Source organism: Gluconobacter cerinus, from assembly GCF_025961355.1.
Lineage (GTDB): Bacteria > Pseudomonadota > Alphaproteobacteria > Acetobacterales > Acetobacteraceae > Gluconobacter > Gluconobacter cerinus.
Genome location: NZ_JAOQNM010000001.1, coordinates 3,237,389 through 3,264,254 on the forward strand (window position 1 = coordinate 3,237,389; position 26,866 = coordinate 3,264,254).

General features: G+C 56.1%; 22 protein-coding genes and 1 riboswitch. Of the genes, 6 read left to right on the forward strand and 16 right to left on the reverse strand.

The window, feature by feature from the left end:
• Positions 1-59 precede the first annotated feature (59 nt).
• Positions 60-261, reverse strand: a riboswitch (cobalamin riboswitch).
• A gap of 153 nt (positions 262-414) precedes the next feature.
• Together M2305_RS14915 and M2305_RS14920 are read left to right on the forward strand one after the other, a co-directional pair.
• Positions 415-1,260 carry a fumarylacetoacetate hydrolase family protein gene (locus M2305_RS14915; protein ID WP_264649863.1) on the forward strand — a complete coding sequence of 282 codons (846 nt, stop codon included), beginning with the start codon at positions 415-417 and terminating at the stop codon, positions 1,258-1,260.
• A gap of 300 nt (positions 1,261-1,560) precedes the next feature.
• Positions 1,561-3,825 (forward strand): TonB-dependent siderophore receptor, encoded by a 2,265-nt coding sequence (locus M2305_RS14920; RefSeq protein WP_264649864.1) that lies wholly within the window; start codon positions 1,561-1,563, stop codon positions 3,823-3,825.
• 8 nt (positions 3,826-3,833) lie between these two features.
• Here M2305_RS14920 and M2305_RS14925 read toward each other — a convergent pair whose 3' ends face one another.
• From M2305_RS14925 to glgP, 3 genes are all read right to left on the reverse strand, one after another.
• Positions 3,834-4,034, reverse strand: a complete 201-nt coding sequence (locus M2305_RS14925; RefSeq protein WP_211509917.1) for a hypothetical protein — start codon at positions 4,032-4,034, stop codon at positions 3,834-3,836.
• Between the two features lie 101 nt (positions 4,035-4,135).
• Positions 4,136-5,635, reverse strand: coding sequence for a CHAD domain-containing protein (locus tag M2305_RS14930; RefSeq protein WP_264649865.1), 1,500 nt, complete (start codon positions 5,633-5,635; stop codon positions 4,136-4,138).
• Positions 5,636-5,685: 50 nt separating this feature from the next.
• Entirely contained in the window at positions 5,686-8,193 is a 2,508-nt protein-coding gene (gene glgP / locus M2305_RS14935) for an alpha-glucan family phosphorylase (protein WP_264649866.1), read from the reverse strand.
• A 273-nt stretch (positions 8,194-8,466) separates the two neighbouring features.
• Here glgP and M2305_RS14940 point away from each other — a divergent pair, with 273 nt between their 5' ends.
• On the forward strand, positions 8,467-9,582 hold the full coding sequence (locus M2305_RS14940; RefSeq protein WP_264649867.1) for a PQQ-dependent sugar dehydrogenase: 1,116 nt from the start codon (positions 8,467-8,469) through the stop codon (positions 9,580-9,582).
• A 330-nt stretch (positions 9,583-9,912) separates the two neighbouring features.
• Here the strand turns inward: M2305_RS14940 and M2305_RS14945 are convergent, their stop codons facing one another.
• Together M2305_RS14945 and cobD are read right to left on the reverse strand one after the other, a co-directional pair.
• Positions 9,913-10,494, reverse strand: coding sequence for a histidine phosphatase family protein (locus M2305_RS14945; RefSeq protein ID WP_264649868.1), 582 nt, complete (start codon positions 10,492-10,494; stop codon positions 9,913-9,915).
• Positions 10,491-11,528 (reverse strand): threonine-phosphate decarboxylase CobD, encoded by a 1,038-nt coding sequence (gene cobD / locus M2305_RS14950; protein ID WP_264649869.1) that lies wholly within the window; start codon positions 11,526-11,528, stop codon positions 10,491-10,493. Before cobD ends, M2305_RS14945 begins: the two co-directional genes overlap by 4 nt.
• A 36-nt stretch (positions 11,529-11,564) precedes the next feature.
• Between cobD and cbiB the strand changes: the two genes are divergently transcribed.
• Entirely contained in the window at positions 11,565-12,557 is a 993-nt protein-coding gene (gene cbiB, locus M2305_RS14955; protein ID WP_264649870.1) for an adenosylcobinamide-phosphate synthase CbiB, read from the forward strand.
• Positions 12,558-12,561: 4 nt separating this feature from the next.
• Here the strand turns inward: cbiB and M2305_RS14960 are convergent, their stop codons facing one another.
• The 3 genes from M2305_RS14960 to M2305_RS14970 are packed head-to-tail and all read right to left on the reverse strand — an operon-like array spanning position 12,562 to position 15,961.
• Positions 12,562-14,004, reverse strand: a complete 1,443-nt coding sequence (locus tag M2305_RS14960; RefSeq protein WP_264649985.1) for a cobyric acid synthase — start codon at positions 14,002-14,004, stop codon at positions 12,562-12,564.
• Between the two features lie 29 nt (positions 14,005-14,033).
• On the reverse strand, positions 14,034-14,642 hold the full coding sequence (cobO, locus tag M2305_RS14965) for a cob(I)yrinic acid a,c-diamide adenosyltransferase (protein WP_215766271.1): 609 nt from the start codon (positions 14,640-14,642) through the stop codon (positions 14,034-14,036).
• Between the two features lie 2 nt (positions 14,643-14,644).
• Positions 14,645-15,961 (reverse strand): cobyrinate a,c-diamide synthase, encoded by a 1,317-nt coding sequence (locus tag M2305_RS14970; RefSeq protein ID WP_264649871.1) that lies wholly within the window; start codon positions 15,959-15,961, stop codon positions 14,645-14,647.
• A 62-nt stretch (positions 15,962-16,023) separates the two neighbouring features.
• Between M2305_RS14970 and M2305_RS14975 the strand changes: the two genes are divergently transcribed.
• Positions 16,024-17,112, forward strand: coding sequence for a cobalt-precorrin-5B (C(1))-methyltransferase (locus tag M2305_RS14975; RefSeq protein ID WP_408871497.1), 1,089 nt, complete (start codon positions 16,024-16,026; stop codon positions 17,110-17,112).
• Here M2305_RS14975 and cobM read toward each other — a convergent pair.
• From cobM to cbiE, 3 genes are read right to left on the reverse strand one after another with little or no spacing between them, the layout of a single operon-like run.
• Positions 17,076-17,843: a precorrin-4 C(11)-methyltransferase gene (gene cobM / locus M2305_RS14980; RefSeq protein WP_264649873.1), complete on the reverse strand. Its 768-nt coding sequence runs from the start codon at positions 17,841-17,843 to the stop codon at positions 17,076-17,078. The two genes, M2305_RS14975 and cobM, sit on opposite strands and share 37 nt — an antisense overlap.
• A gap of 13 nt (positions 17,844-17,856) precedes the next feature.
• Positions 17,857-18,225, reverse strand: a complete 369-nt coding sequence (locus M2305_RS14985; RefSeq protein ID WP_264649874.1) for a cobalamin biosynthesis protein — start codon at positions 18,223-18,225, stop codon at positions 17,857-17,859.
• Entirely contained in the window at positions 18,222-19,442 is a 1,221-nt protein-coding gene (cbiE, locus tag M2305_RS14990; RefSeq protein WP_264649875.1) for a precorrin-6y C5,15-methyltransferase (decarboxylating) subunit CbiE, read from the reverse strand. The genes M2305_RS14985 and cbiE overlap by 4 nt, the downstream gene beginning before the upstream one ends.
• A 29-nt stretch (positions 19,443-19,471) precedes the next feature.
• Between cbiE and M2305_RS14995 the strand changes: the two genes are divergently transcribed.
• The gene (locus M2305_RS14995; RefSeq protein WP_264649876.1) at positions 19,472-20,233 is read left to right on the forward strand and encodes a cobalt-precorrin-6A reductase; all 762 of its coding nucleotides are present in this window, start codon (positions 19,472-19,474) and stop codon (positions 20,231-20,233) included.
• On the opposite strand, the gene cobJ is transcribed toward M2305_RS14995, so the two are convergent.
• Genes cobJ through cobN form a run of 5 tightly spaced genes read right to left on the reverse strand, consistent with a single transcriptional unit; the run spans position 20,206 to position 26,864 of the window.
• Positions 20,206-20,958, reverse strand: coding sequence for a precorrin-3B C(17)-methyltransferase (cobJ, locus tag M2305_RS15000; protein WP_264649877.1), 753 nt, complete (start codon positions 20,956-20,958; stop codon positions 20,206-20,208). The genes M2305_RS14995 and cobJ overlap by 28 nt on opposite strands.
• Positions 20,955-21,680 carry a precorrin-2 C(20)-methyltransferase gene (locus tag M2305_RS15005; protein ID WP_264649878.1) on the reverse strand — a complete coding sequence of 242 codons (726 nt, stop codon included), beginning with the start codon at positions 21,678-21,680 and terminating at the stop codon, positions 20,955-20,957. Before M2305_RS15005 ends, cobJ begins: the two co-directional genes overlap by 4 nt.
• Positions 21,677-22,318, reverse strand: coding sequence for a precorrin-8X methylmutase (locus M2305_RS15010; RefSeq protein ID WP_264649879.1), 642 nt, complete (start codon positions 22,316-22,318; stop codon positions 21,677-21,679). Before M2305_RS15010 ends, M2305_RS15005 begins: the two co-directional genes overlap by 4 nt.
• Entirely contained in the window at positions 22,315-23,499 is a 1,185-nt protein-coding gene (cobG, locus tag M2305_RS15015) for a precorrin-3B synthase (RefSeq protein ID WP_211502985.1), read from the reverse strand. Before cobG ends, M2305_RS15010 begins: the two co-directional genes overlap by 4 nt.
• Positions 23,496-26,864: a cobaltochelatase subunit CobN gene (cobN, locus tag M2305_RS15020; RefSeq protein ID WP_264649880.1), complete on the reverse strand. Its 3,369-nt coding sequence runs from the start codon at positions 26,862-26,864 to the stop codon at positions 23,496-23,498. Before cobN ends, cobG begins: the two co-directional genes overlap by 4 nt.
• Positions 26,865-26,866: the final 2 nt, after the last annotated feature.

A 26,866-nucleotide genomic window follows, 5' to 3' on the forward strand; every position in this document is an offset into this window, starting at 1 on the left:
TACGATGAGCAGGATGAACCATCCTGCTGCGTCAGGTGCACCCCGCCCTTTCGCTTCGTCCATGACCATTTTCGATGGCAGGTCTCCTGGCTTGCGGATCATCGGCAAATCGCGAGCCTTCCCAAGGCTGACGCCCCAGTGGCCGGGTTCATAGAACCCATCGTGATCAGCCTCACCGCTCACAGTTGCGGGGGCAGCCGCAGCATTTCACTGCGTTCCCTTTTCATCCCCTTCCGGGGAACCATCATTGAGCAGGGGCATAACCGAAACTCCCATATAGTCAAACACGTATGTTATAACATATCAATAACTGAAGTTATCAATTTGAACAATGGAGGCCCTTCGATCCTTGGAAGAGAAACCAAAACATGCCTAATCTCATGCTTCCCTACTCTGGACAGAAAGTGTCACAGGATGAAGCTCTGTCGTTTTGGTCCCTTGGATCAGGAAACACCCGGACTCATTGATGACACTGGCATGCTGCGAAGCCTCAAAGGGATTCTGCCTGATATTACGGCTGCCCACCTGTCTCCAGAGCAGCTTGACGCCTTACGGGCCATTAATCCGAGCACTCTCCCTGTCGTTTCAGAAGCACCACGCTACGGTATTCCGTTCTCAGGTGCCGGAAAGTATATCTGCATTGGCCTGAACTATCGGGATCATGCCGAGGAAGCAGGCCTTTCCCTCCCCTCAGAGCCAATCGTCTTCATGAAAGCCACCTCTGCCCTGACGGGACCGAACGATGGTATTCTGGTCCCCCGACATGCCACCACAGTGGATTGGGAAGTCGAACTCGCAGTCATTATTGGCACAAAAGCGTCCTACATCTCCCCCGAGAAGGCTTTGGAGCACGTGGCGGGATATTGTGTCGCCAATGATGTCTCTGAACGCTCATTTCAGATGCAGACAAGCCAGTGGGACAAAGGCAAAGGCTGCGATTCATTCGGGCCCCTGGGGCCATGGCTTGTGACGACCGATGAAATCGCCGATCCGCAAGCACTCTCCATGCGGTTAGATGTCAACGGACGCCGTCGGCAGACGGGGCATACCTCCAACATGATCTTTGACGTCCGCAGCATCATTTCACATGTCAGCCACTACATGACCCTGATGCCGGGCGATATCATTGCCACAGGAACACCTGCCGGCGTCGGAATGGGCATCAAGCCTCACCCAGTCTATCTCGAACCAGGGGATGTCGTAGAGTTGGAAATCGAAGGGCTTGGCATTCAAAGGCAGACCGTGAAGGCCAATTCTTAGCTGAATCGACAGGAAAACGTCTCTTACGAAGCGATTCTTAAAAAACACCCATTTTCATAATTATTTTTTTGTACGAACCACTTGCCCGCTCAACATCGCAGGAATGCTGCCTACAATGTAACAACTGCGAAGATGCGTGAATTAAAGATTGAAGTTTCTGAGAATGAATATCATTTGTAACTTTAGAAATACGGGAAAGTCAGCTGAAATTCTCGTGAAAATTCATTTTCCAGGAGGCAGTTAGCCCTTTCCATGAGACTTCCAGCGTCGAACGTTCCTCAACGTACACATCTAGGCCCAATGCTTTTTACAGCACTTTTGCTGTCAGGCACGTGGAATGGCGCCTTTGCCGCCACCACCGATGACGTATTTCCAGAAGCTCGTAAGAAATCAGCTTCAACGACCGGTCTTAAAGAGGAACGTTCCGCTTCATCAAAGTCGCAGAGCACACAACAGAAACACGCGTCACAAGAAGATGAGCCCCCCGGCAGCATTGAGCAGCTTCTGGTGCAGGGTCATCGCCGCAATGCCTCTACGGATGGTACCGGCACTTACACGGTTTCTGCGGTCTCCACGACGAAAATGCTCCTCAAACCGCTGGACGTTCCACAATCCATCTCGGTCCTCAGCAGCCAGCAGATGAAGGACCAGAACCTCAATACGGTTGATGCTGCGCTCAAACAGGTCGCGGGCGTGAACGTCAATATGTATGGTGACGGAACGGGCGGTTACACTGCCCGCGGCTTCACGCTACAGGCTCAGTATGACGGTGTTCCGTCCATGAGTGGGCTGACTTTAAGCCAGCAGTATGATCTGGCCATCTACGATCGTATTGAAGTTCTGCGTGGACCAGACGGCATGCTTCAAGGCTCCAGCACACCCGGCGGGAGTGTCAATTTCGTCCACAAGCGTCCGACTGATGACTTTCAGGGCAATGCTTCGTTCTCGGCTGGCTCATGGAACAATTACCATGCCACCCTTGATGTCGGCGGCCCTCTCGCGCACTCGAAAATTGTCTCAGCACGACTTGTCGTCGCAGGCACCGACCGCAACCAGTTCTACAACAATGCCTATGATCGTCGCTGGACGATTTATGGCGTTACAGATGTGCACTTAACGCGGCATGACACCCTGACAGTCTCCGTGACGTCTCAAAGTAACGATACAACCCGTTATATGGGGCTTCCCCGTGCCAGTAATGGCGCGGATCTGAACTTGCCGACGAGCACGTTGGTGGGGGCCAACTGGGGCAAATCCGAAGTCCCGATGACTGAAGTTGAGGCACAACTGGAGCATCTGTTCTCTCATGGCTGGCGCGGGCGCCTCAACTACCGTCACCGAACCGCAGCCACCACACTGCAATACGCTTATCTCAACGCGTATAACGCGTCCGCAAAGACTGGAAATTTCGTCGCAGCCAATACACGGTATGACGAGACGAATGATGGCCTGGACGCCTACGTCACCGGGCCGCTTCACCTCTTCGGGCAGAAACATGTTCTGATGATGGGAGCGAACTACGATCGCTATCTCTATGAAGGCGGCGGTGCCAGTGCAAACTCGCGGACCTACACGGCGCTCGCAGGTATCCCAATCAATGCGAACAATGCCATTCCGTCTCTGGCTCTCCCTACTATTACCAATCGCTACTGGGAGCCATCCACGCAGTGGGGCGTGTATGGTCAGGCACAGATCAAGCCTGTTTCACGCTTTTCCATCCTGATTGGTGGCCGGGTAAGCGGATATGTCAGCAAAACGCGTCGTATTTCCCCAACCGTTGGTGCCACCAGCACCGATATCGATCAGCAGGGCATCCTGACCCCTTACATCGGCGGCGTTCTGCACCTGTGGCCGAATGTCACGGCTTATGTCAGCTACGTTTCGACTTTCTCGCCTCAGTCTGCGTTTGATACCACCGGGCGCCTTGCGCCTGTCCGAGGCAATCAGCTCGAAGGTGGTATCAAGGGAGAGTTCTTCCACGGGCACCTGGGCATGACCCTGTCTGGCTACAAAATTATCCAGAAAAACGAAGCCATCTATAACGGCACCATCGGCGCCATCTGTGGGCCCGGTGGCGTGGATGACTGCTACGTCGCGACAGGCAAAACACGCAGCCAGGGTGCCGAAGCAGAGCTGATTGGCCGTCCTATTGAGGGCTGGGACATCAATGCCAGCTATACTTATAACGACAACCGGATCGTCAATAACGGTAGCGCCACACAGTCTGGCCTGACCTATGCTGGCAACTCGCCCAAGCATCTGTGGAAGCTCTGGACACACTACCGGTTCGAGCCATATCGCGGGGCACAAAAAAATGTCTGGAGTATCGGCGGCGGGTTCAACGCTCAAACGAGTACTTTCGGAACAAACCGTACCGTGACGCAGGACGGATACATCATTGGGTCCATCCAGGCTGGATACCAATGGAACAAGTATCTTTCCCTCTCCGCAACACTGAACAATATCGCCAACAAGCGATATTATCAGCGCCTGGGAAATCTTTACTACTACAACTACTACGGAGAGCCACGGAACTTCATGTTTACGCTCCGCTCTAATTTCTGAGGCAAATCTCAGCTGGCTTCATAAACTCTTTGATTATGCGCGGGGCTCCATAGATATGGATGTGCCGCGTTCAAAGCTTGGGGGGCCGTCTTCTCCGTATGCGTATCCGGGCCAATCGTGCCCGGGTCGGTCTGTCTGGCCCACAGCAGTATCATGATAAGCCCGGCGATCAGGATAATGATTGTCAGAAGAACCCAGCGTTTTTCCATGATTTTTGCTCCTTGTGGCAATCAGTCACGCTTTTTGGCTGGCCGTTTGGATCATAAATCGGAGCTGGACCCAAGGTTTCCGCTACACACAAGGAAATAACTCACTGACACCAGAACGGGACGTCCTTCGAAAAAGTCTTCCATCGCTTGGGAAGTTTCTTAAGGATCTTTTTCCGCTCCCGATGCGCCATGTGAACAATCGCATCTCCTGCTTCGGCGAGGTCCGGCCTTTCTTTTATCGCCTGCCTGACCAGAGCCTCTGCCGTTGCTGCATCGTTGAAACGACCAAACAGGTCCTGCAAATCCTTGCAATGGCCCATATAAGTTTCAACGCGGCTCCCCTTATACAAAGGAAGAATGCTCTCAATACTATAGCGCAGCCCCTTCAGAGATTTACGGACGTCATGCAACTGGCGGTCTGACAGGTGCCCGATGTGATGACCCCGATGCTGGACTTTACGCGCCATTCGATCGAGCAGAACAGGGGCATGGTCTTCCAAAAGCGCGTCAGCAGTCTCGGCTCCGAAAAGAGCTGCCGGGTCTTCCGTGCTGTGTCCAAGAGAAAGTAACGTAGACGTTATGCTCGGATCAGTCAGTTTCTGTCGCATCTCCGCCAGTGCAGACACTCGCTTTTCTTTGGCTAACTGAACGAATTCACTCGCAATATCCCCGCTCACATAAGCCGGTAGAATTTCGGTCTGAAAAACATCCCAGTCTCGAACATTGCCGAGAAACCGTCCAATCTGCTGAAAAACTGACATCTCATTCGCTAACGCTCCTTTAGGGAACAGAGGGCGAAAAGCTTTCAGGATCGTTCGAAGCCGTCTGACGGCAACGCGCATCTCATGCACAGCATCGACGCTCCCGTGTTCAGCCGCAGGCTGCGCAGCAAGAAATACCGTCAGAAAAGCACGAACAGACTGGCTCCACCCTTTCCCAACCGTCATATCTACCGCGAAAGGTAGCGCCGATTGAACTGTGACATCCTCATCATACTGTCCAAGCGCCAGCCGCACTCCCCTCATGGGAAGCGTCTCGCCCGTCAGCCATATGGGAAGATCACTTAAAGTCTGTGCAAACGCATACAGATCTCGCGCTTCACCGCTCAGGAGCGTCAAATCCAGTGCACAAACAGCTTCCGCCTGCTCTCCAGCCTGAACTGACCCGCGAGACAGAGTCACCTTGAGGCTGCTGGTACCAACCTCTGCCTCCCCCTGTAACTGCCAAAAATCTGTGCGGTATGTTGGAAGAACTATGCCTGACAAATCGAGTTTTTCAGCTCCAGTCCCTTCGAGCAGCTTGATATCTGGACGTAATCCTCTCCGGGACCAGACCCATTGTTCAGGACGCGTCATGTTGGGTAACCCCGGCCAGGAAACAGGCTCAAGCACCTGAACTGACGTACGGCCTTCTCGCGCGGTGGAGAGTGCCCAATCGTGGCGAGACAATATGCCGGATGCGGTATCGTAAAATGTCCGGATCCGATGCCTCGGTCGCACGCTTTTCAAAGCGGGTGCTATGCCTGTGTGGTGACGAACGAGAGGCCATGCTTCTGGTAGAAAGCGAAATGTCAGACGTTGCGGCAAAAGGCTTCGGATCATTATTCTTTTCCCTCCAGCACGACGGCCCATGAAGCGTAAGCCTTCATGCCCTACCGTTGCCAGAGGATAAAAGGCGCTTCGAGCGGAACACTCATGATCTCTGCGGCTGGAATGATCCGCAGTGTACACTCTGCCACGGGGGCAGGAAGCTCAGTCTCAAGAGTATAGGCAATCCAGCCACCCGGAAGATGCTCTCCCTGTGTCAGGGACTTGGTGCGCGGGTGCCCATCCTGAGCGTCGGCGTAGAGTTCAACACGCAGCAATGCAGGATCGAGCGTTCCGGGATGAATGAAGGCCTGCGCTTTCTGATGTTCCCCGTTCTCCGAAATGATAACTTCTCCGATCCTGAGGCTATTCCAGCCAGCAGAGAGGGCGTTTTGCCTGTCGAGAACCGTTCCAGCACTCACCCCATGGTCAGACAGGCGACGCCTGTAGCGTTGTGCACCAGTCAAATAAAACTGTTCCGTGTAATCGCGAACTGTACGGTTTGCGGAAAACTGAGGCGTCAGACGCGCCATGCTTTCGCGCATCTTCGCAACCCACGCGCGAGGTGTTCCGCCAGCATCGCGTTCGTAGAATTCAGGAAGAACGTGCTCTTCCAAGAGCCTGTAAAGTTCCTGTGCATCAGAGTGGTCGTAGGCCGGATCTCCCGCGTGCTCCAAGCCGTCCCCTAACGCCCAGCCGACTTCCGGCGCATAGGCCTCGGCCCACCATCCATCGAGTTCTGACAGGTTAAGCCCACCATTTACCAAGACCTTCATTCCACTGGTCCCGCTGGCCTCCCAGGGACGTCGCGGTGTGTTCAGCCACAGATCCACCCCCTGAACCATTTTCTGGGCCAGAGCCATGTCGTAATCCGCGAGGAATACAACTTTTCCCACGATATCCTGACGCTGGCAGAACTGGACCCAGCGTGTGATCATCGCCTGCCCTTCCAGATCCTGCGGATGAGCCTTGCCGGACAGAACGATCTGGACCGGCCTATGAACGTCCCGCAACAGCCGGACAAGCCGTTCTTCGTCGTACAACAAGAGGTCTGGACGCTTGTAGGTGGCAAACCGGCGCGCAAATCCGATTGTCAGCGCCTCCGGGTTCAACGACGGCGCAGGCAGACACCACAACCCATCTTCACCAACGATGCATTGCCTTGCGGAAAGCTCCTGCCCCAGCGCGTGAACAAACTCCGCCCGGGAGTTGCACCTGCTGCGCCAAAGAGTGTCGTCATCAAGATGACGAACGGCATCGCCTAGCCCTTCGAGATCTCCTTCCCACCTGCTTCTCCCCCCCACCTGGGTCCAGAGTTCATCAGCAGATGCTGAATCCCACGTCGGGGTGTGGACGCCGTTCGTCACATGAGAGATCGGGACTTCATTTTGCGGCCAACGTGGGAAAAGCGGCGTGAACAAGGACCGGCTCACAGCTCCATGCAACTGGCTCACGCCGTTAACGGCCCCGCTGCACCGAACGGCGAGATAAGCCATGTTAAAAAATTCATCTTTATTCGCCGGATCAAGACGCCCTAGCGCCAGAAAGTCCTGAATTGGCATGCCCAGACGGTCTTCGGCGTAAAACGTGAGATGGCTCTCAATCAGCTTAGGCGGAAAGCGATCAAACCCAGCCGGGACGGCTGTATGTGTCGTGAAGACCGTTCCCGCGCAGGCAATGACCTGTGCCTGCGCGAAAGAAATACCTTCTTCTTCTGAAAGGCAGCGGGCTCGTTCCAAAGCTGCAAAAGCCGCGTGCCCCTCATTCAAATGGCAGATATCCGGCCGGTGCCCTAGAGCATGCAACAGTCTCCATCCCCCGATCCCGAGAACCATTTCCTGCCTCAGCCGCAGTTCTGCATCTCCGCCGTAGAGCTGGGTCGTGATGCAGCGAACAGCGGGGGGATTGGAGGGATCGTTCGTATCCAGAAGATAAAGAGTTGTACGGCCTACGACGGCTTTCCAGGCGCGAAGCCAGATTTCTCCGGTTGCTGTCTGGACAGAGAGCCGGAACCAGTCCCCATCCGGCGTGAGGACGGGCTGTATCGGAAGCTGGTCAGGGTCGTTGAACGGGTAGAGCGCCCGCTGCTCGCCTGCCGGAGTAATAACCTGGCGAAAATAGCCCTGCGCATAGAGAAGCCCGACTGCAACAACCGGAACACCCAGATCACTTGCGGCTTTCAGCTGGTCTGCAGCAACGTTCCCGAGCCCGCCAGAATAGATGGGAAGTGCCTCGCTCAGCATATACTCCATGCTGAAATAGGCGACTTCAGACAGCCCCGCGTCCGCATATTTCTCCGCAAACCAGGTGGAACGCTCCAACTCATATTTCCGGCGCTCCATACTGGCCTTCAAGAGATTGCGGACATCCGGGTTCTGTAGAGCTTCCCACAGTTGGTCTTTGGGTGTTCGGGTCAGGGTTATCCAGGGATTACAGGTTCGGGACCAAAGATCCGGATTGATCGTCTGCCACAGCAGATCTGCCTCGTGGTTCCATGTCCAATGCAGATCAAGTGCCAGCATGCGCAGTGCAGCTTCGGCTGCGCGCGGTTTACGGGGGGAAGCGTCAACCATAGACTTGGAAACTCCCATGACTGTTCTCACTCGCTCTCTAACATGGTGAACATGTCCAGAGAGACGGGCAGAATGCGTTCATTAAGGTAGCAACTGGACCGCTAACGCGTCAGAACCGAGGAAGTATTAGGGCTTGGGAGCTCTAGACATTCTTCGTGACATCACATTTTCAAATGGAGGAATAGCCGAACACCTGAAAACCTCTGAGCCATTCGTCCGTTGCGGTTACCAGCGCTGTCCTTCAAGCCCTGCTTCACATTGATGAGGTGCATCATGCTCCGGCAACTTTTGCTATTCTCAGTGATAGGCTCGTGCCTGACGCTGCCTGCATGGGGCGCGCCTTCGTCGGAAGGCCTGTCTGTCGCGCCCTGGTTTCATTTGGACGTTATATCGGCACAGGTCCGTGGAGCACGTGAAATCGCCCTTGGAGACAGAGGAACTGTTTTCCTTGGCTCCATGGGGCCCGGAAAGGTTTATGCCGTCTCTGGAGTAGGTGATGCAGGCAGTCGCGTTCAGGTCAGGACACTTGCCAGCGGCCTCGAAACCCCTTCAGGCGTGGCATACCATGATGGAGATCTCTACATCGCGGAACCCGAACGCATTCTGGTTCTACGAGATATCGAAGACCACCTAGACAATCCGCCCAAACCGGAAGCCATTACGGATCACCTGCCTTTCAAAGACGGCGACCATTTCTGGAAGTTTATCGCTTTCGGGCCGGATGGCAGGCTGTATGTGACCATTGGCGCACCTTGCAACGTTTGCGACGTGGGCCACGATCTCGGAAAAATCATCAGCATGAATCCCGACGGCACGGACAGGCAGGACGTTGCTTACGGCATTCGCAATTCGGTTGGTCTCGCATGGCGGCGAACAGGAAAAGGCCTGTGGTTTACGGATAATGGCCGGGACATGATGGGCGATGACGTCCCTTCTGACGAACTGAACACCCTTACCCAGCCTCGGCAGTCTTTTGGCTATCCCTATTGCCATCAGGGAGACGTCCCGGACCCTCATTACGGAAAAGGCCACCCTTGCGGTGAGTTTACTCCGCCTGCCCTGAAGCTTGGAGCCCATGTCGCAGCATTGGGGCTGCGATTTTACGATGGCCCCGCCGCAGCGCGCTCTTTGAAGGGTGCATTGCTGATTGCCGAGCATGGATCATGGAACAGAAGCGTTCCATCAGGGTATCAGGTCGTGTCCGTCAAATTCGATAGCGCTGGCCATCCACAGCAGTCAGAGCCGCTAATCTGGGGATTTCGGCGCGATGGGCGGACCGTTGGCCGTCCGGTAGATGTTCAGCCGATGCCTGACGGCAGTATCCTCGTTAGCGACGATTTTTCCGGGTCGCTCTACAGATTGACCTATACCCCTGCCGTACGGAAATAAGTGTCATAAAGTTGGAAGAGACCGAACAGGTGACGAGACACGCGAAAGCGTCTGAACGGAGGCTATCCGCAGCCAGAAGCGGGTGACGACAGCCCCGAGTAGAATCATGAGAAAATAACGCATACCGTTCCCCTTTTCAGAGGTTATTGTGAAGCATAAACTTGGCGAATATGCGCATGAACTATGGCAAACGTGCTTCAGAGCGTAACAGTTTTCATCCTGAATAAGGAAAAAAGAAAATGTCTTTCGGTATTATTATTTTAGTAGCCCTTGCAGCGGTACTTTTTATTCTCGGACCCATCCTCGTGGCCGTGGGCGCCGCAGCCTGGATTAACGATCGCTTTCTGAACCGAAAATAATTTCAGACGTTATTTTGTTGTCTGGAACCGAAAGGGCCTGGACCCTCCACGTCCTGTAAAAAGACAGGACGTTCCAGCTCTGCGGGAGAATATCAAGCTTCCCTGCCGCTTCTGCATTCAAGCCCATCGCCAGCAGAACAAGCCCCCGCACGACATCAGCATCCACACCCAGGATCACAGACTTTTCCGCGTCACGGATATTCGACAGCCACTCTGCAAGACGGACATACATCTCCTTATGGCTTTCACCGGAAGGCGGCGAAAAATCGGGGTCTGTCATCCACTCTGACAGACTTCCAGGCGATAAGGCTTTAAGGCTCTGCCCGCACCAGTCACCGTAATCACGGCCGCGAAGCCGTTCGTCCACGGTGACAGCGCACTTGGAATACGCCTCAATCCACGCAACATCTGCCGCACGCCCTGTCAGGATCGGTAGAGATTTTGGCCAGAACGCAGGTTCCGTACTCGCCACATCGCGCAGTTCGTCTTTCGGTGGAAAAATGCTTCGCTTCGAAGACGGGAGCGATGAAAGGGCAAAGCAGAACAGCTTCATTTTGCGATCTTTGACCAATCATGAAGCGCGCGTTCCAGGCGGTCCCAACCCGCGCTACCCCGCGGCAAACCAAACCTCAGCTCCGTTGGCCGCTCAGGGAACGCACGGGTCACGATCCCGCGTTCACAGAGAAACATCCACAGCGAAGCAGCCTCATCCAAACTCACCAGGCAGAACAGAAGGGTGTTTCCTTTGACGGCGAGACCCGATCCCTTCAGTAGGTTTACAAGACGCTTGGCATCTTGCTCCAATCGACCTTTGGTGTTGTTCAACCACTCCTGATCTGATAGCGCTTGCCGCCCTGCGGACAGAGCCAGAGCGCTTACCGCCCAATCCCCCATCATGGACCGAAGTCGATCCGCTGTGCCGTCAGATGCGATTAAAAAACCAAGGCGCACACCGGGTAACCCGTAGGTTTTTCCAAAAGAACGCAAAACCAAGAGCCCTGCCCGGGGAAAAGACGCGGCGGCACTTTCATGATCAAAATCTGCATACGCTTCATCGACGACTAACCAGCCACCGGATGCCGCACAACGCTCCGAGAGTTCTAAAAGTGTCTCGACAGGCAGGCGTCGACCGTCTGGATTATTCGGATTACAGACGACACATACAGTCCCCGATTGTCCTGCGGCAGCCCTGAATGCCTGATGGTCTGTCACGATCGATACACCCACTCCCGCATTTCTCCACGCCTGCTCATGGCCGGAGTAAGTTGGACCAAAAATGACGACTTTTTCCGTTTTCAGAGCCAAGGGCAGCAACGCAATCAGCAGCTGTGTGCCTGACCCCGCAACAATCATACCTGCACTCTGTATGCCGTAGGCTGTCGCAGCAGCCACCAGAAGCGCCTCCTCGTCCGCTGCTTCTGGCAGCCTAGTGAGAACCGCGACATCCAAGGGGGCAAGAGGGTATTCGTACGGGCTGATACCCGTGGAGAGATCGATGAAGGGCTTTGGAGCGTGGGGAAACCGCTCCATAACCTGCCGCACCTGGCCACCGTGGATCGGCATGTTTTCCAGCACCGTGGGCATCATGCTAGTTCACGGCATCTGGATGAAACACGCAGGCCCATGACTTTCTCTCCCCTGTACCACACACTGTCTGTCGCCTGTCTGGCCTGTGCGATTGAAGCCGCTTTCGGTTACCCGAACTGGCTTTTTCGCAAAATTGGCCATCCAGTCATGTGGATTGGTGCCCTTATCGCGCAACTGGATCGTTCACTCAACCGCCCGCAGGATAGCGCTTTCCGGCAACGTCTATGCGGTATTGTAAGTTTGGCCATTCTTATCAGTCTTCCGACTCTGATTATCTACACGGCCATTCAGGCCCTGGACCTTCTCTTTCCTCCTCTCGCTGCCTGGGGGATCGAAGGCGCTGTGGGCAGCACTCTGATTGCCCAGCGCTCCCTGTGGGAGCATGTCAGGGCAGTTCACACGGGCTTGCAGGAAAGCGGTGTGGCGGCGGGCAGGAAAGCAGTTTCCATGATTGTTGGCCGCGACCCGGAACAGCTTGATGAAGCTGGCGTCGTACGGGCCGCCATTGAAAGTTTGGCCGAGAATTTTTCAGATGGAATTGTTGCGCCGCTTTTCTGGACTGCCCTCTTTGGCCTGCCAGGCACAACCGCTTACAAGTCAATCAACACGGCAGACAGCATGATCGGCCACCTTACCCCCCGGCATAAAGCCTTCGGATGGGCCTCTGCGAAGCTGGATGATCTGGTCAATCTCCCAGCCTCCCGCCTCTCCGCTCTCTGGATCTTTCTGGCGGCATTCACGATCCCCGGTGCCAACTCAACGAGGGCATTTCGCGCCGTCCAACGTGATGCAAGCAATCATCGCTCCCCCAACGCCGGATGGCCAGAAGCTGCTATGGCAGGAGCCTTAGGACTAAAATTGGCTGGCCCCAGAGTTTATGACGGTATTCTGGTCAATGATTCATGGATGGGCGACGGACGGGCCACCGCGACTGCTGATGATCTTTGGCTTGCGCTTCAACTCTACCGTCGGGCGTGCATTTTTCAGGGCATGGCTCTGGCCGTTCTTTCTGGCCTATTCTGGCTTTGAAGGATCAGACAGGTCGAGCCAATGCAAGAAGCGCATCCAGGTCAATGCAGGCTTCAAGATGGTCCGCCCAGGCATCCAGCGCAGCCTCAACCCGCTCATCATGATCCTGAAGGTCAGGCCCGGCGGGCCCTACGCGTGAAAGAAGAGCTTTCCGCGCGCGTCCACCTGACAGAACCCCGTGCAGATAGGTTCCCCAAATACGGCCGTCAGGCGAAACGGCACCTTCAGGCTCACCGTCTATCGTTGCAAATGGCCTCTGAGTAGCCGGACCAGTCGTTCGTCCGACATGAATTTCATAGCCCGTGACCGGGATGCCTTCCGGCACCAGTAATCCCCTTACCTCGGTCAAACGCTTGTCATTCGTCAGGACTGTCTTCACGTCTAATACGTTAAGGCCCTCAACGAGACCCGGGGGGCCTTCGATTCCTTCATTATCCTCAATAGATTTTCCAAGCATTTGATACCCACCGCAAATGCCAAGAACACGACCGCCGCGCCGGGTATGCGCCTTCAGATCTATGTCCCACCCTTGTTTCTTGAAAAACGCCAGATCAGACATGGTCGCCTTCGAGCCAGGTATGATCACAAGGTCACAAACTGGAAGTGGCCGACCAGGTGCCACGATCTCCAGAGTGACGCCCGGATCAGATCGCAAAGGATCTAAATCATCGAAATTGGCGATCGTGGGTAGCTGCGGCAAGACAACCCGCAAGCCGCCGCCTGCTGGCATTTCGTTCACAAGATCAGATGCGTCTTCAGCGGGAAGGTCGCCAACATGCGCACAGTGTGTGACAAGACCGAGCTTTTTCCACCCCGTCTGGCGTGAAATAATGTTCATACCATCGGTAAACAGCGAGGCGTCTCCACGCATTTTGTTTACGATAAACCCCTTGATCCGCCCTGCATCTCGCTCTGACAGCACCATTTTGGTTCCGACAAGGCTGGCAATCACGCCTCCCCGGTCGATATCACCAATGAGCACGACGTCCACATCGGCGGCTTCGGCAAAACCCATATTGGCAATGTCATTTTCCCGCAGATTGACCTCTGAAGCCGATCCGGCCCCTTCAACCAAAACGATATCAGCTTCAGCCGCCAAAGTGCGAAACGCGGACAACACGTCCGGCATAAGAGTTGTCTTGACGTCCTGATAAGCGCGGGCCCGCACGGTTCCTCGCACTTTCCCCCGAACCACAAGCTGGGATCCTGTCTCGCTCTGCGGCTTCAGCAGCACAGGATTCATGTCCACGGTGGGAGGAACCCCACAGGCCCGGGCCTGAAGCGCCTGGGCGCGCCCAATTTCGCCTCCGTCTCGGGTCACAGCGGCGTTGTTTGACATGTTCTGAGGCTTGAACGGACGCACTGTAAGGCCACGTCGTGTCAGGGCTCGGGCAATCCCTGCAACAAGCACAGATTTCCCAACGCTGGAGCCCGTTCCCTGAAACATGAGAGCCCTAGGGCCCTTCCGATGCGTCATCAGAATTCGAACCCGGCCTGAGCTTTCACACCTGCACTGAAATGATGTTTTACCAGTGTCATTTCTGTCACCAGATCCGCAGCGTCCACAAGGGCTGGTTTAGCATTGCGCCCGGTTATGACGACATGCTGCATGTCAGGACGCGCTTTCAGGTCCTCCAGAACCTGCTCCAAGGGCAGATAGTCGTATCGCAGGGCGATATTCAGTTCATCGAGAACCACAAGAGCGACATCGTCGCGTTTCAGGGCAGCTTGCGCCACCTCCCACGCCCGGGCGCAGGCAGCAATATCCTTTGAGCGATCCTGCGTTTCCCAGGTAAACCCCTCGCCCATCGTGTGCCACTCTACCAGATCGTCAAAGCGTTCCAACGCAGCGCGCTCTCCAGTCACCCAGGCGCCCTTGATAAACTGCACAACAACAACCCGCTTTCCATGGCCTAGCGCACGCAGCGCGAGGCCAAAGGCTGCGGTAGACTTACCTTTCCCCGGGCCTGTGTGAACCGCCAGAACGCCTTTTTCGACAGTCTTTGACGCGACTTCCTTGTCCTGCACGTCTTTGCGTTTCTGCATTTTCTCCCGGTGCCGGGCCGCATCATCCGTGGTGTTCATGCTCACTTCCTGTCTCTACGTGCCATCACGTGAAAAAATGATCCGGACACCAGTCCACGACAGCCTCCAGCCAGCCCAAGATCATTGCCGTAGCCGTCTCTCAAGGTTGCGAGAGGCTTGTCCGTTCCGGCCTGGATCACGCGGGCATAATGAAATTCATGTCCCCGAAAGATACTGCCTTTTGACCCCAGCGCGCAGTCTGTTGCCAGTATCGCCTCACGATATCCCAGATTCATTTTACGCTTCGCAAAACTGGTTCCGTGCCCCAGAAGGCCCACCATCTTATGCGTCACACCGTTTGCATCTTCCAGAAACTCTCCCAGCGCCATGAAGCCTCCGCATTCTCCATGAACTGGTCGTGTCTCCGAGAACTTCACCAGACGGGATTGAAAGTGACGGGATGCCGCCAGTTGTTCAGCATGTAATTCTGGATATCCCCCCGGAAGCCAGCAGACATCACAGTCTTCATCTGGCCCTTGATCTGCCAGCGGAGAAAACGGAACAAGTTCGGCTCCTGCATTCCTCCAACTCTGCGCCACATGCCCATAAAGGAACGAAAACGCAGCATCATCAGCAACCGCGATCCTTTGCCCTGGAGGGCTTATGGCAACACAGCCATGATCCTCAATAGTGAGAGGTGCTGCCGCGGCCATGATGGCATCGAGGTCAAGCGAACCTTCCGTCCTTTCTCGTAGGCTAACAAGAAGATCTTTCAGTGTGTCCTGTTCCCGTGCCTGCACGAGACCAAGATGTCGCTCCGGAAGTTTCAGAGTGGTGTCACGCATGTATGCACCCAGAACGGGGATGCCAGCGGCCAGAATGGCCTCACGGGCCATAGCCAAATGTCGTGGGGACGCAACCTGATTGATGATAACACCAGCAACATGCAGAGCGGGATCGAGCGTGGCGAAACCGTGTGCAATGGCCGCAGCAGACTGGCCCTGCCCTGATACATCCAGCACAAGAATAACCGGAATACCAAAACGAGCAGCAATATCGGACGGTGCACCGCGCGCGTCAGCAGGCCCCAGCAAGCCGTCGAACAGCCCCATGGCAGATTCAACGACCAAAAGATCCGCACCTTCGGCCGCACGCGTTAACATGCTCTCGAGAAGCTCAGGCGTCATCACCCAGCTATCGAGGTTGAAGCTGGAACGCCCGGTTACAACCTCATGAAACGCTGGATCAATATAATCCGGGCCTGTCTTGGCGGCCTGAATTTCGATATTTCTGGCGCTCAGAGCTGACAGAATGCCAAGCGTGGCCGTCGTTTTCCCTCCACCTGAGCGAGGCGCGGCAATCATGATCGCGCGGGTCATATCAGCGATCCTTTCCGATGGCATGTCTCGCTTTCAGCATGAAATATCGTATCCTGTCTTCGATGACTGCCCAAGGCTACCCTCTGCGATACGGCTGGACGACTGGAAGCTGCGCGACCGCTGCGGCCAAAGCTGCATGGATAGCGCTCCAGACTGGAACGTTTCCTGATCCCGTGTCCATCACGCTGCCCGGAGGCAAACAGGCGGCGTTTGCGCTGGCTGCCCATGGGATGGACAAAACGGGCGCTTGGGCAGCGGTCGTCAAGGATGCCGGAGACGACCCCGATGTCACGCATGGCGCCCTTATCCGGGCAGATGTGCGCCCATTGCCTGAGGGGCAAGATATTATTTTTCGCGCAGGCGATGGTGTTGGAACAATTACGCGCCCCGGCCTCCCCCTGCCGCCGGGTGAACCGGCCATTAACCCTGTCCCCCGCCAGATGATCCGTCTCGCACTTCAGGAGGCCTCCGCTGAGGTCACAATTAGCGTTGAAAATGGCGTTACGCTGGCCAGAAAAACCCTGAATAGTCGGCTGGGCATTGTCGGCGGGTTGTCCATTCTTGGCACAACGGGAATTGTCGTACCCTTCTCCTGCTCGGCCTGGATTGACAGCATTCATCGTGGGATCGACGTCGCGCGGGCGCTGAACCTGCCACATCTGGCCGCGACCACCGGAGATGTTTCCGAACGCGCTGTTCAGACGTTCTACGGGTTGCCTGAAACAGCGCTGATCGAAATGGGTGACTTTGCCGGTGGCGTCCTGAAATATATTCGTCGACACCCGGTCCCTCGCCTTACAATCGGCGGAGGCATCGCCAAGATGACCAAGCTGGCTCAGGGCCGGATGGATCTGCATTCCAAGCGAGGGGCCGCAGATATGCCAGCTCTGGCGGCCTTGGCAACGCAGGCAGGCGCGAGCGCGGAGTTGGCCGATGCTATTGCAGTTTCCCCCACGGTCGCAGAAGCATTTCTTCTTGCTTCCGCACAGAATATTCCACTGGGTAATCACATCGCACGGGCTGCGTACCAGTTTGCCAGCAACGTTCTGGAAGACAACAGTATCGCTTTGGACGTTATGGTTTTTAACCGACAAGGCAACTGCGTAGGACGCAGTCATCTGGCTGATGATCCAGACCTGAACCGGCGCTGATAATCCGGGTCATAGAGCGCACTCTCCCGAAATTCATCAACCGCCAGCGCGGGACCAACCAAAACCAGAGCGGTGCGCTCCACTGGGTTAGCTGCCGCTTTTTCAAGAAGTGTTCCAAGCGTGCCGCGAATGGTCATCTGGTCCGGCCAGCTTGCACGTGCCACCACCGCCACAGGGCATTCTGCTCCGTAATGTGGCAGCAACTCAGTGACGATGCGGTCCAGCGCATGCACTGCCAGGTGAATGGCCAGTGTAGCGCCGGTAGCAGCATAGGCTGAGAGCGTTTCACGCGCTGGCATGGAAGACGCTCGGCCACTGACGCGGGTCAGCACGACGGTCTGCGCAACTTCCGGGACAGTAAGTTCCCGGCCCAAGACAGATGCTGCTGCCGCAAATGCAGGCACTCCCGGCGTCATGGTCCAGGGAATACCAAGCCTATCCAGGCGGCGTGTCTGTTCGGCAACCGCGCTGTAGATAGACAGATCCCCAGAATGAAGACGCGCGACGTCCTGCCCTTCAGCGTGTGCCCGGATGTATTCCTGCTCGATCTGGTCCAGCGATAACGGCGCCGTGTTCACCTTTCGGGCGTCCTGCGGGCAGTGCTCCAGCATTTCTGCCGGAACGATAGACCCCGCATATAGACAGACTTTACATGAGGCCAAAAGATCCCGGCCTCGCAGCGTCAGAAGATCAGCGGCGCCCGGTCCTGCACCAATAAAATGAACCGTCATCCGTTCTCTTTCCTCATGTCTCAACTGACTGCGCAAGGGCACAGGTCACGTATTTTCCACTCTGCCGCATAACGATCAAACGGCTTTTTGGTCCGGCACCAGCCAGCGCGCAAGCCTCCGCCACAGAGCTGAATCCCGTCTTTTCAAAAGCAATTGCGGAATGGGTTTCGCACTCTACCTGACGCTCCGTCAGGCTTTCCGTATCAATCCACACAAGCTCAACATTCAAACGTTTTGCCAGCTCTGGAATAGCTGGCTCCGCTTTTCTGAACTCTGGAGCAGCAAGCCGATCGAACCTGCGGCCAGACGTCACCCGCATGATGAGGTCCAGCAGGGATTGTTCGTCCACTTTTGGTCGACAGCCGATACCCGCGACGATCATAACCTGTCCTCAGAAATCACTGTCGCATATTGCGTCACGCGCATGGCGGGCCGGAAAGCATGCAGCCCACCGACAGCATCAAGCCGCTCAACGCCGATCCGCGTTAGCGTCCCGCCATAGCGCGTATATTGAGCGAATAGAACCGCTTCCCCTTCCAGAGTTACGGCATTGGCAACAAGACGTCCGCCAACGGGAAGTGCGGCTCTCGCCTGCGTGAAAATATCCACCTGTGCCAGCCCTCCGCCTATGAAAACGACGTCTGGTCTTTCAAGTTCAGGCAAAGCATCAGGCGCAATGCCTTCCACAACCTTTAACCCTGGCACACCTAAATTCAGGGCATTTCTCGCTATTCTCGCCGCCCGTAGTGGATTTTTCTCAATGACGATGGCCCGATTGGCGGGATGATGAAGCATCCACTCAACAGCCACAGACCCGGCCCCTCCACCAATGTCCCAGAGGAGTTCTCCGGGATGCGGGGCTAATGTTGAAAGCGTAACCGCACGAATTTCGCGCTTGGTAATCTGCCCGTCATGCTCAAACAGATCGTCCTCTAAACCACTGGAAAGGGGGATCATCTTCGCCCCTGGAGCCGCCTCGATTTCAATTCCCATAAGGTTTAGAGGATCGACATCTTCGAGCCCGTCCGAAGCCACGATTACACGGGACCGCTCATTAAGGCCGCCTACCCGTTCCATGACATGCATGCGAGAGGGTCCAAAGCCTCGCCCAGTCAAAAACTGACTGACTTTTCTCGGCGTGCTACCGTTTTCTGACAAAACAATCAGCCGCATAGCCCGCTGAAGGTGCGGAACCAATGTCTCAATTGGGCGCCCACAGAGCGACACGACACGCACGTCCTGTTCAGCCCATCCAAGGCGCCCGCAAGCCCAGGATATTGAAGACGGCGCGGGCACACAGAGCATTTCCTCTGGCGGAATATGGCGTGCCAACGTGCTTCCAACACCAAAGCAGAACGGGTCTCCGGACGCGAGGACGGTGACGGATCGTCCACGCCGTTCAAGAACACGACGTACTCCACTCGAAAACGGGGAGCCCCAAGGTTCAGCTTGTCCTGAGATCAGACTGGCAGCCAGTTCAAGATGCCTTTCACCGCCCATCAAAAACTCGGCCTGACGAACGATCTGACGTGCGAGAGACGAAAGCCCCTCGACACCATCCTCGCCAATTCCGATAACGCTCAGCCATGGGGTCTTCATTGGCCTGCTCCGGCACAGGAACCAAGTCCATGCGCGTTCTGATCCTTGGCGGCACAACACAGGCCAACCAACTGGCGCAATATCTCGCGGAAAGAAAGGATTTCGAGCCAGTCTTTTCTCTTGCTGGCGTAACGAAAAATCCAGTTCTTCCCGGGATCCCTGTGCGCATTGGCGGTTTTGGCGGCATATCGGGGTTGGAAACGTTCTTGGCCGCAGAGAACATTGATGCGGTGGTGGACGCGACCCATCCGTTCGCCGCACAAATGAGCCGCCACGCCGTGACGGCCTGTGTGCGAATGGGCCTTCCTCTGCTTCGGATAGACCGCCCTAGCTGGGAAGCCCGACCTGACGATCAATGGACGTTCGCTCCCAGTATTGATGCCGCCGTAGAAGCGCTGGGGACCGCCGAACGGACAGTCTTTCTGACGACGGGCCGCAAGGACCTGCTGCCGTTCCAGAAGGCTCCGCATCATCGCTACATTCTGCGCAGTATCGACCAGCCTGATCCCTTGTCCCTGCCGTCTAACGTCACGCTTCTGCTCGCCCGCCCTCCGTTCACGGTGAACAGCGAAATCGCGCTCATGAGAGATCATGCGGTACAGGTTCTGGTGACCAAGAATGCTGGAGCTGATGCGACGGCCGCCAAGCTGATTGCCGCCAGAGCGTTGAAATTGCCCGTTATCATGATTGACCGCCCGACGCTGCCGCGGACGGAGACTGTCCCGACCGTCGAAGACGCGCTGGACTGGTTGGAGCGCCATTATCACGCGGGCACAGATCGGGACGTATAAAGCCATGCCTGCCCATCCGGCCGCTCGATGCGATGTGTCAGAGTGGTCCCGATCAGGACAAGTGTACTCATATCCACCAGTTCGGGATCAGCATGGCTCAGATCGGTTAGGTGCAGCCTTTCATCATTCCTTCCAATAGCCCTTGCGAAGGCAACAGGCACAGTTCCAGACAACTCCTGACGCAGCACTTCGAAAGCCTCGCCCAACTGCCAGGGACGTGCCTTTGAACGGGGGTTGTAGAGCGCAATCACGAAGCCCGCCTGCGCGGCCAACGTCAGACGCCGGCAGACTGTCTCCCAAGGCTTGAGATTATCTGACAGAGACATGACGCAGAAATCTCCCCCGAGGGGCGCGCCAATACGGGCTGCGGCAGCCAGAACGGCGGAAACACCGGGAATGACCGTGACATTCATACCATTCCATCGATCTGGTTCGTGATCGATGGCTTCAAACAGGGCACTTGCCATGCCAAACACGCCCGCATCCCCGGCTGACACAATCGCCACACAACGCCCCTGCTCCGCAAGTTCGAGGGCATGGCGAGCGCGATCCAGTTCGACACGATTATCCGATGGATGGCGAGTGATATGCGCTGGCAAATCCACACGATCTACGTATGGGCCATATCCTATGACATCTGTTGCCTGGGCAAGTGCTTCTTCAGCCTCAGGCGTTCGCTGGCTGGGCTTTCCCGGCCCGAGACCAATGACGAAGATCCGGCTCACCGGACACCCCGGCGGCCTGGCAACAACGCCAGAGAGAAATAAGGAGCCGTACCATCCATGTCATTCAGTGGCAGAACACGGGCTTCTTCCTGCGTCCCCCGCTCCACATAGACGGCATCCTGCAATCGACCTGCACGTTCCAGCGCTGTGCGCAGCTTTGGAAGATTGCGTCCCAGTTTCATCACAACGGCTGCATCAGCCTGCTCCAGCCAATGAGCAAGATCATCTTCCGGCATAGTGGCAGGCAGGACGCACAGGACATCATCACCATGCGTCATGGGGAGTGCCGCCTGCGTCCAGCACCCACTCATTCCTGTGATTCCAGGAATGACTTCGCAAGGTCCGACAGGCTCAAGCCGATCAAACACATACATGGCGGAGCCATACAAAAACGGGTCACCCTCACAAAGAAGAGCAACGCTCCGGCCAGCCTCTATTTCGACCGCAATCTGCTTCGCACACTCATCGTAAAACGACGACATATCAGGATGATAGGACGGATCATTAACGAGGCGCTCCGTTGTAAAGGGATACGCAAAACGCAGCTCTTTCGTGCCCGGCGTAATATGCGTGTCAGCAATCTTCCGCGCATGGCCCATTTTGTCATGGCGGCAGAAATAGGCGATGACGGGAGCTGTTGAAATAACCCGCGCTGCCTTGAGCGTCATAAGTTCCGGATCACCCGGCCCTACGCCGACGACGTAAACTGTTGCAGCTGTCATTCTGCCTCGCTGGCAAGGGCGTTCAGGGCAGCGGCAGCCATGGCGCTTCCGCCCAGTCGGCCACGTACGATGACATGCGCGAGGTCAGAGCGAGCCGCCAGAGCATCCTTGGACTCTGCGGCTCCCACAAAACCAACAGGCATACCGATAATTGCCGCGGGGCGCGGGCCACCTGCATCAATGAGCTCAAGAAGATGAAAAAGCGCTGTCGGGGCATTCCCGATCGCTACAACAGCTCCTTCAATCTGATCACCCCAAAGATCAAGAGCTGCGGCAGAGCGCGTATTGCCAATTTGTCTGGCAAGATCTGGCGTCCGTTCATCGCGCAACGTGCAAATAACGGCATTATTGGCTGGCAACCGGGCGCGCGTAACACCATGGGCGACCATCTCGGAATCACACAGGATTGGCTTACCCGCCTGCAACGCTGCACGCGCTTTGCTAACAAGATCAGACGTCATGGCGACTGATGCTGCGACCTCCACCATTCCGCATGCATGGATAATGCGCACTGCAATTTTGGACTGTTCAGGCGTAAAACCCGACAGATCGGCCTCTGCACGGATCGTTGCAAAGGACCGGGCATAAATGGCCGCGCCATCCCGAATATAGTCGTAGGAAGAGGGTCCGGCGCTCAAACCTGTGTCTCCTTCAATTCATGACGCAACAAGGCCCGTATCTGCGGAATATCCCTGCCGTGCCATGATGGCGTATCTGTTGTGCGCCCATTGCGCACAACCTCATAATGCCCGTCATCGGCAACGAGCGTCATATCTGCCGCACGGGGATGCGCACACCCCTTTATGCAGCCTGAAACATGCAGCACACAGCCGGGCGGCACATCAGATGCCAGAGCCAAGGCTGTCTCGACAACATCTGCGGTGGCTTTCGCACATCCGGCACGGCCAATACAGGCTTCCACTCTCAACAATGGATCTACCGAACTGGTGATGAAGCCGGGCCATGTTCCGTCCTGCTGCGGCAGGAGAACACTACGCCACGGTGTAACCCGCAGCCGTGATGTCCCGGTAAGTTCGGCAAGAACCTCCAAGTCTTTGGCATGGCATCGACCAAATGGCAGGCCAACACCCATGACCTTCCCCGGCAGGGGCCCTATGAGAGACACCGGACGAGTACCCTGCCGTTTGCACGGAATGCCCTCTAGCCCGGCCTTCGCGTGGACGAATGCTGCTGTATCGGTGTCTCGCGATGGTCGGCCAAGGTCAGAATTTTCTGCACAAATCCGGGACATCACCACGGCTGCTCTGACAGCCCGAGCGTTATCCAGCACTCCGGTTTCCATAGCACCACAGACAACTGACCATCCATCCGCGCGGGACTGAAGGGCAATATCCGCTGATAACGTGCCTTCTGGAACATACCCGCCACCATCAACGGCCCAACCGAACTTGCCGCTCAGCGCCGACAATGCATTTTCTTCAAGAAGTGCCGTCTGAAGCGACTGGGCGACGCCTAACGTTTCCGGGTCGCATTCAGGGTCCAAGCCCGCAAGGGGTGAAACCAGAATGGCCCTTCGGCGCTCTTTTGCTGGATCAGGATCTACGAGCCCTTCTGCCAGTGCGCTTTCTAACGCGAGTTTTGCACTCGTCGAAGAAAATCCTCGCAACTGCACGTTGCCACGATTGGTCAGTTCAACAACGCCGTTTCCGAAACGTCGTGCCAGCTCTGCAATAGCCAGTACTTGTGGCCCGTTAAAACCACCGAGCGGGGAACGGATACGGACCAGATATCCGTCTCGTGCTTCCATCGGCGCGAACATATCCGGACACCAGCCGCGAACAAGGGGGGGAACTGTCATTCGCTCCCACTCTCCAACATCGCAGAGACGCTATTCAGGCGCGGGTGCCAGAGGCCTCGACGGATCATATCCTGGAACCGCGTGCGCATTGCCTGACGTGCCTGAGGGTTAGCGCTTTTCAGGAAAGCATCACAGGTGTCATCGCCAAGCGTTGCGGCAAATACCAGGTCAAACTGTTGGTCAAACCGAACAGAAAGGGTCGAGGCAAAAGCGCAGAGCGCGTCCAGTCCCCGTGCAATTTCGGCGCCTCCCCGATAATCATGCCGCTGCATCCCTGCCAGCCAATGGGGATTGGCCAGACGCCCTCGAACGATGCGCTTCACTTCGTTTTCAACTCTCCGAAGACGGGGCGCGTCCGCACGGGACGTATCGCCATGCCAAAGGACGGGATCGGCCCCTAGCAAAGCCGCCGCTGCTGCAAGCCCACCTTCATGAGCAGCAAAATCCGGGCTTTCGAGAATATCCGTCTCTGCATGGTCCTGCACATGCAGGATTGCATCTGCCCGTGCCAGATTTTGGGCCAATGCTGCGCTGCTACGTGTCCCGTCACGACCGCCACCATACATCCAGTCGTTGTCGGCCAGATAGGACTGGCCGAGCTCAGACCGGTCTTCCCAGTTACTCCGCGTGAGAGCGTCTTCAATGCCTGTCCCGTACGTACCGGGCGCTGCACCAAAAATCCGCGCTCCAGCAATTTTTCGAGCATCACCTTCCAGATTTCTCACACGGGCAGACAACGGGTTCCATTCCTCGCCTTCCTCCAAACAGGAAACAGCTTCAACCACCTGATCGAAAAGAGAAATCTGTGCTGGAAAGGCATCCCGGAACAATCCTGAAATTCGAAGTGTCACATCGACACGCGGACGATCGAGAACTGCAAGTGGCGTAATTTCAAATCCTGATACCCGACCGCTCGACGCATCCCACGTGGGGTCAACTCCCATTAGGATCAGAGCCAGTGCCAGATCCTCTCCCCCCGTGCGCAGGGTGGAGGAACCCCACAGATCTATAACGATGCTTTGAAGCGGCTCGCCCTCGTTCTGCAAATGACACAGCAGGATCTGCTTTGCCTGCGTTCGGGCAAGCTCTACCGCAGAAGCCGTTGGAACAGCTCTCGGATCAAGCGTGAAAAGATTGCGGCCGGTCGGCAGAACATCCACCCGCCCACGTGTCGGCGCACCAGACGGCCCGGGTTGAATGAACCGTCCTTCCAGCCCAGCCAGAAGTGCCTTCACTTCCGCATCTGCGCTGGCTTCGATCAGAGTAGAAACCGATTGCTGGGGCGCCTTTGCTACAGAAGACACCATTTCGGCCAATTTCTCGGCATGCGGTGCTACTTGACCAAAAACATGCAGACCATCACGGATCTGAAGGTCCTTCAGATCACATAGATAAGCATCCAGCCGCGCCAGAGCCTCTGCTTCGTCACCTTCGCCCGCTTTGACTCCACTTTCGCTCAAAAGCCCCATTCGCGAGGCTCGGTCCAGAATATCACGCTTCAGAATGGCGCCACGACGCCTGTCCAGACCATCCGCCTCTGCAAACTCATCGATCAGTTGTTCCAGCTCTGCCATGTCCGGATCAAGTCCGGCCTTCATAACAGGCGGTGTCATATGTCCGATGATGACTGCGCCGAGACGACGTTTCGCCGAGGCTGCTTCTCCCGGATTGTTGACGATAAAGGGATACAGAACCGGCAAAGCGCCACGAAGAACGGCGGGAGCACACTGGTTGGAAAGCGCTACAGCTTTGCCGGGAAGCCATTCTAGAGTGCCATGCGTTCCAAGATGAACCATTGCATCTGTCTGGCAGACATGACGTAGCCAGAGGTGGAACGCGATATAGGCATGGCGTGGGGGTGTATCAGGGTCGTGGTACTGGGCTTTACGGTCTTGCGCGCTGCCACGATCAGGCTGGACAGCGACTACAACATTACCAAACACCATGAATTTAAGACAAAATGAACCGTCCTGAACAGCGGGATCTTCCGCAGAGGTGCCCCAACTCTGGGTCACAGCGTCCCGGAAGGGAGCGGGCAAGCGCGCAAAGAGTTCGTTATAATCGTTCAGAGACAAGCAGGGCTGCGGCAGGTCTTCACACAGAGCTCCCACCAACGCCCTACTGGTGGGAATTTTCGCAGCTCCACAGTCATACCCTGCCTGTTTCAAGGCCTGCAGGATGGATTCAACGCTGGCAAAAGTATCTAACCCGACGGCATGTGCAGTCTGTCCATCCGCACCGGGATAATCAGAAAGGACAATCGCAAGACGCTTTTCGCGCGGAGGTGTTTTTTTGAGCCTTGCCCATGCGAGAGCCTGCTCTGCAGCAGCGGCAATACCCGGTTGAAAGGGCATATGCCTTGCCGCATCTCCCGGAACTGTTTCGGATTTGAAGGAGATCGGGGAGGAAGAAATTCGCCCATCAAGTTCTGGCAAAACGACCTGCATGGCAAGATCGGACTGCGAGAGGCCGCGCCCGCTTTCAGCCCAGGCCGAGGCTGTCACACCAGGCTGCAAAACCTGAAGAACCGGAACAGCAGCAATATCAAGAGGAGATGCCCCGTCTTTTCCGCGCGCAGAAAAGAAGGTCGCGTTCAGAACAATGTCTGGCTGAGTTTCAATCAGCCGGCGCTGAATCCACTCGGCAACATCCGGGTTCTTCAGCGATGCGACATATAGAACATCTGTCGCGACCCCGGACTTTGCCAGTTCATCGGCAAGACCGTCAATCGCTGCTGTATCTGCAGCCAGAAGGTGAGCGCGGTAGAAAACGATTGTGGCTCTTAAAGAAAAACCCGCTGTCGTCTGGCGATAAATTCCAGCTGGGGGGAGCGGCGCGGGTTGCCCTGAAACGTCATCTCCATATCCGGCAAGATGAGCCATGAGCAAAAGGGCACGACGTGCATTCTCAGGACCACCTTCCCTCAGAAACCCCGTAAGTCTGGAATGCTTTTCGGCTTCAACGCTCGACCACTCTTCAAGCCGTGCATCCTGACGGGCATCTCCGGGCAACAGAGCCAGTGGAATGCTGTTCCTGCTACAAAAATTCCGGAGTTCTTCCGCCCCATAGCGCCAGTAATCCACCCCACCAAGAAGCCGTGCGATGACGCAGCGGGACGATGCTATGGTCTGCTCAACATATAAATCGACCGACATGGGGTGTCTGAGGCGAGCAAGATTGACCAACCGCAGCGAAAAACCTGCGCCGTTTGGGGGCTGCTCATTCAGATTAGAGTACGCCCGCTCAAGCGCCAGAAGATCGCTATCCGAGAAGGACAGAAACACGACGTCAGCAGGCGCATGACCGAGATCCTCGGCCACGTCCTGATCGTCTATTCCGTGTCGTTCCCGGACAAGCAGATGCATCA